This is a genomic window from Natroniella sulfidigena, from assembly GCF_023223645.1.
GTDB lineage: Bacteria > Bacillota > Halanaerobiia > Halobacteroidales > Halobacteroidaceae > Natroniella > Natroniella sulfidigena.
The window spans coordinates 40,656-54,019 of record NZ_JALKBY010000001.1; the positions used below are offsets into that span (position 1 = coordinate 40,656).

11 protein-coding genes and 1 tRNA gene are annotated in these 13,364 nt (G+C 36.8%); 10 read left to right on the forward strand and 2 right to left on the reverse strand.

Features of this window, described 5'->3' with window-relative positions; translation table 11 throughout:
- Nucleotides 1-101: 101 nt before the first annotated feature.
- Nucleotides 102-189, reverse strand: a tRNA-Leu gene (locus MWH28_RS00195).
- A gap of 323 nt (nucleotides 190-512) precedes the next feature.
- Between MWH28_RS00195 and MWH28_RS00200 the strand changes: the two genes are divergently transcribed.
- The gene (locus tag MWH28_RS00200; RefSeq protein WP_486867678.1) at nucleotides 513-1,052 is read left to right on the forward strand and encodes a DUF3793 family protein; all 540 of its coding nucleotides are present in this window, start codon (nucleotides 513-515) and stop codon (nucleotides 1,050-1,052) included.
- A gap of 36 nt (nucleotides 1,053-1,088) precedes the next feature.
- Here MWH28_RS00200 and MWH28_RS00205 read toward each other — a convergent pair whose 3' ends face one another.
- Nucleotides 1,089-2,288: an S-layer homology domain-containing protein gene (locus tag MWH28_RS00205; protein ID WP_248617244.1), complete on the reverse strand. Its 1,200-nt coding sequence runs from the start codon at nucleotides 2,286-2,288 to the stop codon at nucleotides 1,089-1,091.
- A gap of 554 nt (nucleotides 2,289-2,842) precedes the next feature.
- Between MWH28_RS00205 and polA the strand changes: the two genes are divergently transcribed.
- The 9 genes from polA (at nucleotide 2,843) to coaE (ending at nucleotide 13,358) form a co-directional block, all read left to right on the forward strand.
- Nucleotides 2,843-5,446, forward strand: a complete 2,604-nt coding sequence (gene polA / locus MWH28_RS00210; RefSeq protein ID WP_248617245.1) for a DNA polymerase I — start codon at nucleotides 2,843-2,845, stop codon at nucleotides 5,444-5,446.
- Nucleotides 5,433-6,827, forward strand: coding sequence for a TldD/PmbA family protein (locus MWH28_RS00215; RefSeq protein ID WP_248617246.1), 1,395 nt, complete (start codon nucleotides 5,433-5,435; stop codon nucleotides 6,825-6,827). Before polA ends, MWH28_RS00215 begins: the two co-directional genes overlap by 14 nt.
- Nucleotide 6,828: 1 nt before the next feature.
- The gene (locus MWH28_RS00220; protein WP_248617247.1) at nucleotides 6,829-8,175 is read left to right on the forward strand and encodes a TldD/PmbA family protein; all 1,347 of its coding nucleotides are present in this window, start codon (nucleotides 6,829-6,831) and stop codon (nucleotides 8,173-8,175) included.
- Nucleotides 8,176-8,230: 55 nt separating this feature from the next.
- Entirely contained in the window at nucleotides 8,231-8,437 is a 207-nt protein-coding gene (locus tag MWH28_RS00225) for a hypothetical protein (protein WP_248617248.1), read from the forward strand.
- Between the two features lie 55 nt (nucleotides 8,438-8,492).
- Nucleotides 8,493-8,900 carry an acyl-CoA thioesterase gene (locus MWH28_RS00230; RefSeq protein ID WP_248617249.1) on the forward strand — a complete coding sequence of 136 codons (408 nt, stop codon included), beginning with the start codon at nucleotides 8,493-8,495 and terminating at the stop codon, nucleotides 8,898-8,900.
- 361 nt (nucleotides 8,901-9,261) lie between these two features.
- Nucleotides 9,262-10,089 carry a bifunctional DNA-formamidopyrimidine glycosylase/DNA-(apurinic or apyrimidinic site) lyase gene (gene mutM / locus MWH28_RS00235; RefSeq protein WP_248617250.1) on the forward strand — a complete coding sequence of 276 codons (828 nt, stop codon included), beginning with the start codon at nucleotides 9,262-9,264 and terminating at the stop codon, nucleotides 10,087-10,089.
- Nucleotides 10,090-10,094: 5 nt separating this feature from the next.
- A complete protein-coding gene (locus MWH28_RS00240; RefSeq protein WP_248617251.1) occupies nucleotides 10,095-11,954 on the forward strand; it encodes an ABC-F family ATP-binding cassette domain-containing protein in 1,860 nt (619 codons plus the stop codon).
- Nucleotides 11,955-12,000: 46 nt separating this feature from the next.
- Nucleotides 12,001-12,660, forward strand: coding sequence for a sporulation membrane protein YtaF (ytaF, locus tag MWH28_RS00245; RefSeq protein WP_248617252.1), 660 nt, complete (start codon nucleotides 12,001-12,003; stop codon nucleotides 12,658-12,660).
- A 95-nt stretch (nucleotides 12,661-12,755) separates the two neighbouring features.
- A complete protein-coding gene (gene coaE, locus MWH28_RS00250; RefSeq protein ID WP_248617253.1) occupies nucleotides 12,756-13,358 on the forward strand; it encodes a dephospho-CoA kinase in 603 nt (200 codons plus the stop codon).
- Nucleotides 13,359-13,364: the final 6 nt, after the last annotated feature.

Here is a 13,364-nt window from a genome sequence, read left to right on the forward strand (position 1 = left end):
GCAATAATTAAATAGTAAATGTCAGGATTTCGGCAGGGTTTATGTATAAAAACAAAAAAACTTACCTTAGCGGTAAGTGCTGTAATCTCTATTAAGTTAAATGGTGCCGAAGGTGGGAGTCGAACCCACACGATCGCAAGGATCACTGGATTTTGAATCCAGCGCGTCTGCCAATTCCGCCACTTCGGCTCTTTCCTGTTCAACAATTAATATAATAACATATAGGTTTTTGAATTGCAAGGATAAATTTAATTTAATTTTGGTTTGTTCGAAATTAATATTTTAAGTTAGATGAGGTTGTTTTCAAAAAGTTATAACAGCAAGATGTTTAATTGGAAAGTTATTAGTTTTTTATGAATTAATTAGATGGAATGTAGGAAAACTAGAATTAAGGAGTAGAGAAAGAGTTAGTATTTACTAATGCTCTTATAGTTTAGTTAAGAGCATTTATTGGAGGTGAGGATATAAATAATAATTTAGAGACTGATTTTATTAGATATACTTTAAAGAGTATTGGAGCTACAATAATTGGGGCCAAACCTGCTGAATTAAAGAATATAAAGGTAGATAAAGGTAATTATGAGCTGTGGAAAAAGTGTAAAAATGAAGTCTTAAGTTATTATGATCAAATAAGAGTTATAGAATTAGATAAAGAGTTTACTCGGAGGAGAACTTTGTTTTATCACCAAACTGCTTTAGATAGACAGTTAGATAATGTTAAGGTACTTAATTTTTTGAAGCAATTAGGTTACCCTGAAGAATATAAATTTAAATCATATCTTGATTTGTTAGTTACTAAGTTGAAAAATTATGATTTAGGTAGTGGAGGCTTTCCACATGAGATTGGCATCTTTCTTGGTTATCCACTTAAGGATGTTTTAGGTTTTATGGGTTATAGTGACTTGGAATATACTTGTAGAGAAGAATGGAAAGTATATGGTGATAAGGCTATTTCGGCATTACAGAAGAATAGATTTGATTTAGCTAGAGATTATTTTAGCAGGAAGTTGGAGCAGGTTCAAAATATCAAACAAGTTCATAAGGTTATATGAAAAACAGCTAAGGCATCTGCCTTAGCTGTTAATAAGTTAGGATAATAAAGAGCTACTAGTTAAAATCTGTGTAACTGCAGAGTTAATAGCATCTTGTCTAGCTAAATCCTGTGCTTTATCCCAATCTTGCTCAATAGCTGCTTCAATTAAAGCAGTTGAGATATTGGTACTGATAGAGATGGATTCTATTAAACGCTCTCTACTTAAATCTTCTAATTGATCCCAATCAGTATTCAATAAAGCAGTTACCTCTTCGGTTGATAGCCCTTCTTCAAGTAAATTGTTAGTTACCTCTTGTCGTAATCGTGGTGTAACACTTTGCCAGTCTCCATCAGCAATCGAGATTAATTCATCAGGACTGAAGAAGTCACCAGTTAACTCGCTTGCTTGACTAGCTAAATCTTCTTGGGTAATTAAGCCATAAGCTTTAACATAGGTAGCTCTATTTCTATTTTGATCAAAGAGTAAATATACTTGATCAGATTTTAGCATTTCATCTAAGTCGACCATTCGATTATTTCTGCCAATTAAACTGTCTTGATCAACATCAACTGTTTCAGTTCCTTGTTCTGAATTGACTCTGATTTTGCCTGAGATAGGATATGTCTCCACAATATCTCCTGTAATTACTTCAAAGTTCATTAATTCGGTCAATAACTTTGCACTTTCTGCTCGAGTGACATGATTGTCTGCTCTAAAAGTTCCATCAGGATAACCCTCGATCATTCCAATTTCAGAAGATAGGTTGATCAGTTCTTTGGCCCAGTATTCATCAGAAAGGTCTGAATAATAATCACCTTCAACTTTAATACTGTTCTCCTCTTGGTCAAGTCCTAGACTTCGACTGAGCATTGCAATAATTTCTGCTCTAGTAATTGGATTTTGTGGTTTAAAAGTTTCATCAGGATAACCAGTAATAATTTCTTCTTGAACTAAAGCTGAAATATAACCTTTAGCAGAATGATCACTGATATCAGTTAATTCTGAAACGATAGCTGGTTCTAAATCCATCGCTCTAGCTAAAGAATAAGCAAACTCACCTCGAGTAATTGCTTGGTTTGGTTCAAAATTTCCATTATTATAAACATACATAATCTCTTGATCAAGCAATGAACTAATATAATTTAGTCCCCAGTGATCATTAGATACATCTTGCGGTTGAAAAGCCATGACAGGTAAACTAAAACTGACTACTAGAATTAATGTTAGAATTGATAGTATAATTTTTTTCGGCATTCTTAGTAAGTACTCCTCTCTAATATGGTCTATCTGTACTTAAAATCTTAACATAATTTATCGATAATATCTATCAAATTCTAATTGTAATTTGTGGAGAGGTAGGCAGTTTCTATATTATCAACCTAAAGTGGGTATGATAATAATGTGGCACTTTTGTGCCACATTATAGTTTACAGTTGACGGTTTACAGTTTACAGTTAAAATGCAAAATCTTAAAAAATAAGTCGTTTAAAGCACGTATGTATTCAATATTTAACATGGTTTAAGATTTTAGGGTTTTAATGGTTTTTCTACCTACTGTCAACCGTCAACTGTTCACTGTCAACTGATATAAAGTGGCAAGGTGCCACTTTATATCTATGAATAAAGGAGATAGCTGTTTTTTGATGAAATAAAATTAGTAGCTTAAGTTCTTGAGTTTAAGGCTAAGTCTAAGTTTGAGTAAGGTCTAAAACGTTAAATTAAATTTAGGTTCAGAATTATCTTAAATCACATAAAAATTAAGGCTAATTAATTGCTAGTAAGGCATATATATTAAGGAGGAGTTATTTTTGCAAAAAAAAGAGTTATCTTTACTGGATGGGAATAGTTTGCTGTATCGTGCTTTTTATGCTTTACCGACTACTTTGACCAAATCTGATGGGACGGTGACTAATGCTGTCTTTGGTTTTACTAGGATGTTATTCAGTTTATTAGAAGAGCGGGAGCCGGATTTATTAGGGGTTGCTTTTGATCTACCGGCACCTACTTTTCGCCATCAAGAATATGAAGAGTATAAAGGAAATCGTAAAGAGACACCTGATGAATTGAAGCCTCAATTTAGAATAGCTAAAGAGGTCTTAGAGGCACTAGAGGTACCGATTTTTGAAAAGGAAGGGTATGAAGCGGATGATCTAATCGGGACTTTGGCCCAGAAAGCAGAAGAGGAAGGCTATCAGGTTACAATTGTAACCGGTGATCGGGATAATTTACAATTGATTACTGAGAATATCCAAGTGATGTATAATAAGCGGGGAATCAGTGATATTGTTGATTATGATTTAGAAAAGTTTAGAGAAGAATATGAATTAGAGCCACAACAGTTAATCGATAAGAAGGGCTTAATGGGTGATAAGTCTGATAATATTCCTGGTGTTGATGGGATTGGTAAGAAGACATCTACTAAATTATTAAAAGAGTTTGGTTCTTTAGAGAATGTCTTGGCTAATATAGATCAAGTAGGGGGTAAAAAGAGAAAGGCTACCTTAAGGGAGCAAGCAGATAGGGCCAAATTGAGTAAGAAGCTAGCAGAAATAAAGGTGGATGTACCGCTAGAAGTTGATTTTTCTGAATTGGTTTTATCGGATTATAAAAATCAACAAGTCTATGATCTATTTATGGAATTGGAGTTCAGTAGCTTGATCTCTCAGATAGGTGGTCATCAGAAGTTAGAAGTAGTTGACTATCAATTAATCGAGAACCAAGAAGAGTTAGAAAAATTAGATCTAACAAAAGAGGTTGCTATCACTTTAGATTTGACCGGGCCAAAGCTAAAACAGGAGTTAGCAGGTGTTGCAGTGGCTACTCTAGAGCAGAGTTTTTATTGTAATTTGGCTACTGATGAATTATTGAATTGGTTAGAAGATATTTTCACAACTAAGGAAGTCTTAATGGTAGAAGCCAAAGAACAGATTAGATATTTATTGCAGCAGGGCATTGAGGTTAAGAAGCTTAGCTTTGAGCCATTGGTAGCTGATTATCTGTTAAAGCCTAGTGAAAAGGAGAAGGAATTTGAAGAGTTGGTAACAAGCCATCTGCAACGGGAGATTGAAGAAGTTACAGAAGAGGAGTCATTGGTCTTACAGACCAGCCTCTTATTTGATTTGGAAGAGGAGTTAGTTGCTAAATTAGAAGAGAATGAATTGCTATCATTGTTTAGAGAGGTTGAATTGCCATTGGTCAGTATGTTGGCCCAATTGGAGTTGACAGGAATCAAGGTTAGCTCTGAGGAACTAGAGCGATTGTCGACTAAGTTGGCTGAAAAGATTGCTACTATAGAAGAGCAAGCTTTTCAGTTGGCAGGAGAGGAGTTTAACCTCAACTCACCGAAGCAATTAGGGGTTATCTTATTTGAAAAATTGGGCTTACCTGTCATTAAAAGGACGAAGACGGGTTATTCGACCAGTGCTAGTGTCTTAGAGAAGCTAGAGGGCCAACATGATATTATTCCATTGATCTCTGAGTACAGAACTTATACTAAGTTGAAATCAACCTATGTTGACCCATTAAGTGATTATATCAATCAAGAGACGGGAAGAATCCATACTACATTCAATCAATTGGTGACTGCTACTGGAAGATTGAGCAGTGCAGAGCCTAATCTGCAAAATATCCCAATCAGAACTGAGGAAGGTCGTGAGATCAGGCAGGTCTTTGTTGCTGAAGAGGGTAAGCATTTACTTGCTGCTGATTATTCTCAGGTAGAGTTGAGGGTGTTGGCCCATATTTCCCAAGATGAAGGGTTGAAGGAAGCCTATCAGCAAGGGATCGATATACATACTAAGACTGCCAGTGAGATCTTTGGGTTGGCTCTAGATGAAGTTGGTAGAGAAGAGCGACGTAAAGCTAAAGCAGTCAATTTTGGAATTGCCTATGGGATCAGTGATTGGGGATTGGCTAAGCGACTTAATATCGGTAATCAAGAAGCCAAAGAATATATTGAGCTCTATTTTGAGCGTTACCCCCAGGTTAAGGAGTATATTGATACTACAATTGCACAAGCTAAAAGGAAGGGTTATGTCAAAACACTCTTTGATCGAAAACGTTACTTACCACAGATAAATAGTAAAAACTATCATCAACGTAGTTTTGCAGAAAGAATGGCAATCAATACTCCAATTCAAGGGACTGCAGCCGATATTATGAAGATGGCGATGATTGATGTCTTCAATTTGATTAATAATGGAGAGTTTAGCAGTCAAATTTTATTACAAGTTCATGATGAGTTGGTCTTAGAGGTTCCTACTGCTGAATTAGAGGAGGTTGCTCAGCTGGTAAGAGAAAGAATGGAGCAAGCAGTTGAGTTGGATGTTGAGTTAGAGGTTGATCTGAAGTACGGTGCTAATTGGAATCAAATGAAGGAGATTGAAGGGGGCGAAATAGATGTTATCGACTAAGTTGATCAGACAGTTATTACAGGTTGCTTTAGAAGGAGGCGGTGATTTTGCAGAGGTCTTCTTTGAGAATTCTAAAAGTAATTCCTTGGTACTGGAGAATTCCAAGCTAGAACGAGTCAAGACAGGCTATGATCTGGGGGTTGGAATTAGGGTCTTAAGTGGAGATAAGGTCTCCTATGCTTATACAGATGATCTATCGAAAGAGGCTTTGTTACAGACTGCTAAGGTTGCTGGAGCAGCAAGTCAAGGTCAAAATAAAGTAACAATTACAGACTTGAGAAAAGGGACTATTAATCAAGTTCATCCAGTTCAGATTAGGCCTGAAGATGTTGCTAAGCAGAAGAAAGCAGAGTTAATGAAAGAAGCAAATCAAGCTGCTTTAAATTATGATGATAGTATTAGGCAGGTTATGATTAGTTATGCTGATAATACTCAAGAGATTATGATTGCTAATTCTGATGGCTTATATATTGAAGATGAACGGATTCATACTAGAATGAGAGTCAAGGCTATTGCTAGTGATGGTGAGAAGATTCAGACAGGTAGTGAAAGTCCAGGCTTACAGGTTGGATTTGAATTATTCGATCAGCATCCGCCACAGAAGTTGGGTGAGGAAGCAGCTAGACAAGCGGTAACGATGCTTGGGGCCAAATCTGCTCCATCTGGTAAGATGCCAGTGGTAATCAATCATGGCTTTGGTGGAGTTTTATTCCATGAAGCATGTGGTCATGGTTTAGAGGCTGATCTTGTTCAGAAGAATTCTTCTGTCTTTGCTGGGCAAGTTGGTAAGCAGGTTGCTTCTGAAGTCGTAACTGCTGTCGATGATGCAACGATTAAGAATGGCTGGGGCTCCTTTGGGATCGATGATGAGGGCCAACAAGCTGAGCGGACAGTATTGATTGAAGATGGGATCTTAAAGGATTATATGTATGATCTAAAGGCTGCTCGAAAGGATGAGCGAGCTTCAACTGGTAATGGAAGAAGGGACTCTTATCAATCACTGCCAGTTCCACGGATGAGCAATACCTTTATTGAAGCAGGTGATAGTGAGCCAGATGATATTATCACTGCGGTTGATGATGGATTATATGCTAAGAAGTTGAGTGGTGGACAGGTAGAGACGGCGACTGGAGAGTTTGTCTTTACTGTTGCTGAAGGATACTTGATTAAGAATGGTCAACTAGCTGAACCTGTTAGAGGAGCTACCTTGATCGGTAGAGGAATAGATGTCTTACAGAAGATTTCGATGGTCGGTAATGATCTCAAGTTGGCCCCTGGAATGTGTGGTAAAGCAGGTCAAAGCATTCCAGCGGCAGTTGGTCAACCGACATTATTGGTTGATGAAATTACTGTTGGTGGTACAGAAAGGAAAGGTGAGTAAGATGAGTCTTGATTTGAAAGAGTTAATTACTAAAGCCCAACAACTTGGAGCAGAGGATGTTGAGTTATATTATGAGACTTCAACTACTAATGACATTGAAGTTTATCAAGGGGAGGTAGAGTCTTTAGAGGCAGCTCATGCTAAAGGATTAGGGATTAGAATCTTTGTTGATGATAAGATGGGATTTGCCTATACTGCTAATTTCAATCAAGATGCATTAGAAGAAGCGATTAAAGAAGCAATTGCTAATGCTGAAGTAGCTACACCAGATCAATATCGTACTTTACCAAAGGGGGATTATCAGTATCAACAACTTGATATTTATGATCCAGCTTTAGAGAAGAGTGAGGTTGAAGATAAGATTGCAATAGCTTTAGAGATGGAAGAAGCAGCTTTAAACTATAGTGATCAGATCGATGCTGTCTTAAGTACTAACTATGGTGACTTTGTCGCAGAGGTAACAATTGCCAATTCGAATGGGCTCTATGAAAGTTATAAGACGAATGATTGCTATGCTTACCTTTATGTTAAGGCTAGCCAAGGTGATGACCAACAGACGGGAATCGCTCTTTCATATGGTCGCTCATTAGCTGAATTAACACCGACTGCTACTGGAGAAGAGGCAGCTCAAAATGCGATTGAACTATTAGGAGCCAAACAGGTTGAATCCCAAAAGGCACCGGTTGTCTTTACCTCCAAGGTTGGAAGTATGTTCATGTATGTCTTGGCCCAAGCATTGACAGCAGAGGCAGTACAGAAAGGGCGTTCTCTCTTTGCTGATAAGTTAGATCAGACTGTAGCAGCTGAAAATGTCAATCTTATCGATAATGGTCTATTAGAAGAAGGATTAGCAACAGCTCCTTTCGATAGTGAGGGGGTTCCTGCAAGTCCAACCGATATTATCAAAGATGGGGTCTTGACCAATTATCTCTATGATACTTATACTGCCAATAAGGATGGAGTCGAATCTACTGGTAATGCTGAACGGGGTTCTTATCGAGGAATTCCTGGTGTATCACCTAGTAATTTCTATTTAGCACCAGGTGATCAAGATCCTGAAGATATTATTAGTGGGGTAGATAATGGTTTTTATGTCCATAAGGTCTCTGGTTTAGTAACTGGAGGGGCCAACCCAATTTCAGGTGATTTTTCTGTAGGAGCGACAGGTCAATGGATCGAAGATGGAGAGATTAAAGGAGCTGTCAGTGAGATAACGATAGCTGGTAATTTAATCGATTTTTTAAAGGATATTGATCAATTAGGAAATGATCTTAAATTCAATCCATTGATCGGTTCATTTGCTACTCCTACCTTTAGGGTTAAAGAGTTAGCAATTAGTGGTTCTTAAATCCTGTATACTCCTTTCAAAATTGTGCAAGCTATAAACGAAAGGAGTGGTCAGAGTGGATTTAAGGTTATATAATTGTCCAATCTGTTATGAGGATACATTACATGAAGTAGTGGGACTTAATTCTGATTATCTAACTGTCCGTTGTACTTCCTGTGCTACGACTTCGGCAGTTGAGGAAGAAGGTTTTAATGGTTACGAAGAGGCTTCAATCGAATTAAATCAAGAATTGAATGGACTATTAGATGAGTTTGATTACTGATTGGTAGGGGCGTTGGCCCCTACTAGTTAGTGAATATTGATTAGGAGGCATAGAAATGGAATTTAGTCATCAAATCAGAGTTACTTATCAAGAAACAGATAGGATGGGGGTAGTTTATTATGCCAATTACTTACATTGGTTTGAGATAGGAAGGACTGAGCTGTTACGCCAGCTAGGAATCAGTTATAAGGAATTAGAGGAGCGAGGGGTAGTCTTACCAGTAGTAGAATCACATTGTAACTATCATGCTCCAGCCCGTTATGATGATTTGGTCGATATCTATACGGAAGTTGAAGAGCTAAAACGGACTAAGATCACCTTTAATTATAAAATTGTCCGAGCTGAAGATGAGCAGTTATTGACGACAGGTAGTACAGTCCACCCATTTGTTAATCATGATTTTAAGCCCTTATCACTAAAGAAGGCTCAACCAGAGTTATGGTCTTTGTTACAGAAAAATTAAAGTAAATTACAATATTGTGTAACTTCAATTGATAATTGATAGTTTAAAATTGATAGTTAAAATTCAAAATTTAACCCTTTTAAAGCCTTTATAACTAGGGGTAATGTGCTTTTTATGTTTTATGGTTTTAACTATCCACTATCAATTATCAACTATAAACTATTGATATAAAGTGAAGCTTTATATCAATAAAAGTAAGATGATTAGAAAATTATGTATTAAGTTGATGCATATGAATTATAAATATAATCTAAAGGTTTTGAACTTAACTATTCATTATTCGTTATCAGTTGTTAACTGTTTTTATAACCATTCACTATTCATTATTAACTATTAATTGCTCTTACGAGGGGGTATTAAATTGCCAGAATTGCCAGAAGTACAGACGGTAGTCGATACATTACAGCCATTGATTATAGACCAAGTAATCACAGAGGTAGAGGTCAAGAATGAAAAGTTGATAGCTAAGCCTGAGGTAGATGAATTTAAGGAGATCTTAAGAGGAAGTCGGATTGAACAGGTTCGTAGAAGAGGGAAGTATATCATCATTGAATTTGATAATGACTATTATTTAGTGACCCATTTGAGGATGACCGGGCGTTTTGTCTATGCTACAGAAGATGATCCAGTTGATAAGTATGATTATATCTTTTTGAAATTTGCGGATGGTGATCAGTTGAGGTTAGGTAGTAAGAGGAAGTTTACCAGAACTTATTTGGTCAATGACTTACAAGAAGCTGGTAGTCTGACTAAGTTAGGACCAGAACCTCTGACAGAAGAGTTTACAGTGGAGAGGTTTAAGGAGATGATCTCTTCTCGGCGGGGAAGAATCAAACCACTACTATTAAACCAAAGGTTTTTAGCTGGGTTAGGTAATATCTATGTCGATGAGAGTCTATATCTAGCTCAAGTCCATCCCTTAAGGACGGCTGATACTCTGACTGAAAAAGAGATTGAAGAGCTTTATCAGGCAATTAGGCAGGTGTTGAGTGAGGGAATTGAGCATCGGGGTACAACTAAGTGGGATTATGTCGATGCCAGTGGACAAGCTGGTAGTTATCAGAATTATTTGCGGGTTTATGATCGAGAAGGTAAAGAATGTAAGAGGTGTGATAGTAGTTTAAGACGAATTAAGGTAGGGGGGCGTAGTTCTTATTTCTGCCCTGATTGTCAACAACAGGAGGAGTAATTAGAATGGCATTATTACAGTTAAAGCAAGCAACTAAAGTTTATCCAGAGAAATTAATTTTTGATGATGTTTCGTTACAGATTCAAAAGCGGGATCGCATCGGTTTGATTGGGGCCAATGGAACTGGCAAATCGACCTTGATGAAGGTATTGATTGGTCAGGAATTTTTAGATCAAGGGGAGATTATGACTGCTAATAATTTGGAAGTTGGTTATTTGGCCCAAGATTTTGGGCTTGATCTGGATAATAAGCTATATGATGAATTGTTGGGAGTTTATCAGGACTTATTTGAGTTAGAGGAGCAGTTGAATCAACTGGAGGCTAAGATGAGTCAAGTAGAGGGAAATGCTCTAGAGCAAGTGATGAATAAATATAGTCGCTTGCGAGAAGAGTATGAAAGGAAAGAGGGTTACCAATACCAAAGCCAGATCAAAGGGGTCTTGCGTGGTTTAGGATTTGCTGAAGATGATTGGTCAAGAAATTTAGATTCTTTCAGTGGAGGAGAGAAGACACGGGCTGCATTAGCTAAATTATTGTTACAACAGCCTGATTTATTACTATTAGATGAGCCGACAAACCATCTTGACTTAGCGGCTAAGGAATGGTTAGAGGATTATCTACAAGATTATGAGGGAGCAGTTGTAGTAATTGCTCATGATCGTTATTTTTTAGATCAAGTTGTCAATCGCATCTGGGAGCTAGAAGCAGGTAGGTTTGAGCAGTATAAGGGCAATTACTCTTTTTATTTGGAAGAAAAACCAAGAAGGTTATTGACTTGGCAGCGAGAATATGAAGAACAACAGGAAAAAATAGCGAAGATGGAAGCTTATATTAGAAAGAATAAGGCTGGGGTTGATGCTAAGCAAGCTCGAGGTAGGCAGAAGCAATTAGATCGAATGGTTAGGATACCTCCACCTCCTAAGTTAGAGCGACCTAAGATTGAATTTAAATTGGAGACTACTAGTGGAGAAGAGGTTCTAAAAGTAGAAGGCTTGAAGAAGTCATTTGCTAGTGAAGTATTATTTGAAAGAATTGACTTTAGGATCTATCGGGGTGAAAAGATTGCTTTAGTTGGCCCGAATGGCAGTGGTAAATCGACCCTCTTTCGCTTGTTATTAGAAGATATCAAGCCAGAAGAAGGCCAAATTAAGTGGGGCAGTAAGGTCAAGGTTGGTTATTATCGACAGGAGCATGAAGATTTAACCTTAGAGAATAACTTAATTGAAGAGTTACAGAAGGTTAAAGGAGTGACTACCAGTCAAGCTCGTAAGGTGTTGGCCCGTTTTTTATTTAAGGAAGATGATGTCTTTAAAGAGGTAGAAATGTTGAGTGGAGGGGAAAAAGCAAGGTTATCATTGGCCAAATTATCTATTCAAGATTTTAATCTCTTATTATTGGATGAACCGACCAATCATTTAGATATTGATGCTAAGGAATTATTAGAAGAAGCATTGGCTGATTATCCAGGAACTATCTTAGTTATTTCTCATGATCGCTACTTTTTAGATCGATTGGTTGATAAAATATTCTCACTTGAAGATGGTAGATTGATTGAATACTTAGGTGATTATTCAGATTATAGAGCAGAACTAAAAAAACAGAAGTGTTTAGAGCGTGAACTTAAAAAAGAAAGAAGGAAGCAAGAAGAGGGAAGAAAGGTTACTAGGAAGCAAGATGAGGTTGACTTAGAGAGATTAGAAGAGAAGATAGTGGAATTAGAGGAGCGAGTTGAAGAATTAGAGGTTAAGTTGGGTTCTGAAGATATTTATGATGACCCTGAGGGAGTAGCCGATTTGACTGAGGAATATAAAGAAATCCAAAGAGAATTGGAAAAATATTATCAGCGTTGGGAAGAGGCTATTTAATCACAGGCTATCCCTCCTTGGCATATACATAAAAGAAAAAGGGGGGATGATTATTAACTTAATTGCTGCTTTTATTTTAGCTTTTGCAGTCAGTTTGGATGGTTTTACAGTAGGGATTACTTATGGTTTAAAAGGGATCAAGATCAATATTTTACCACTACTGATCATCAGTATTGCTTCTGGTTTTACAATGATGCTTGCAATGAGTGTAGGGAATGTATTGACCTTATTTATTTCTCCAGCTTGGGCTGAAAGAATTGGAGGATTAATCTTAATTGTAATTGGAATCTGGCTATTCTATCAATCACTACATATCTTTTTAGCAAGTAGGAGTGATCAAACTGAAGAGGATGGGTTAAATTTTAAAGAATTGGTGAGTATCAGGATCAGTTCATTAGGGCTGATTATCAATATCTTACAAGAACCAGTAAAGGCTGATTTTGATTATTCAGGAGCTATCAGTAAAAAAGAGGCTATCTTTTTAGGGATTGCTTTAGCAATGGATGCCTTTGGTGGTGGGATTGGAGCTGGCTTGGCAGGTTATCAACCAGTATTTACTTCGATTGCTACTTTTGTCTCTAAATTTGTATTACTGTTGCTAGGGATTCAATTGGGTAAGAGTATTAATTTGAGTAGGTTTGGCAATAAAATTAAGTTGTTACCAGGGTTAATCTTAGTCTTACTAGGGTTGATTCAATTATTGTAATTATGTAACTAGTGATTAGTGACTAGTAATTAGTAATTAGGGGTTAGGAAGTTCAAAATCATTTAATTATTATATTATACGAGGGAGGATTTAAATTGAAGATTGGTTTAACGGGTGGGATTGCTAGTGGAAAGAGTACAGTAGCTGATTATTTAGAGCAATTAGGGGCTACAGTATTAGATGCTGATAAAATTGCCCATCGATTAATGGAGCCTCAACAGGAGGCTTGGCAGAAGGTTGTTGAATATTTTGGAGAAGAGATATTGTTGACTAACAAGCAGATTGACCGTAATAAACTAGGTGAGATTATCTTTAATGATCCTAATGCTAAAGAGAAATTAGATCAATTAACCCACCCGATTATTATTAAGGAGATAGAGGAGTCTTTAAAAAGGTTAGAGCAGAAAAAGGAAATAATTATAGTTGAAGTACCATTATTGATAGAAGCTGGAATGGAAGATTTATTTGAAGAGGTCTGGTTAGTATACCTTCCTAGAGAAGCTCAAATTGAAAGGTTAATGGCTAGAAATAATTTAGATTATCAAGCTGCAGTGGCTAGAGTTGAATCTCAGATGCCCCTTGCAGAAAAAAAAGATTATGCTGATTTGATTATTAATAATGATCTCAGTGAACAAGAGTTGAAAGAAGAGTTAAGGCAGTTGTGGAATGAAATTAACCTTAACAATGAATATTGTTAAATTTTA

What these genes read in the sequence shown, in the direction of transcription:
- MWH28_RS00230 (WP_248617249.1), top strand. Translation starts at nt 8,493, where the DNA reads ATGGAATTTAGTCATCAAATCAGAGTTACTTATCAAGAAACAGATAGG.
- MWH28_RS00215 (WP_248617246.1), top strand. Translation starts at nt 5,433, where the DNA reads ATGTTATCGACTAAGTTGATCAGACAGTTATTACAGGTTGCTTTAGAA.
- MWH28_RS00205 (WP_248617244.1), bottom strand. Translation starts at nt 2,288, where the DNA reads ATGCCGAAAAAAATTATACTATCAATTCTAACATTAATTCTAGTAGTC.
- MWH28_RS00240 (WP_248617251.1), top strand. Translation starts at nt 10,095, where the DNA reads ATGGCATTATTACAGTTAAAGCAAGCAACTAAAGTTTATCCAGAGAAA.
- ytaF (WP_248617252.1), top strand. Translation starts at nt 12,001, where the DNA reads ATGATTATTAACTTAATTGCTGCTTTTATTTTAGCTTTTGCAGTCAGT.
- MWH28_RS00220 (WP_248617247.1), top strand. Translation starts at nt 6,829, where the DNA reads ATGAGTCTTGATTTGAAAGAGTTAATTACTAAAGCCCAACAACTTGGA.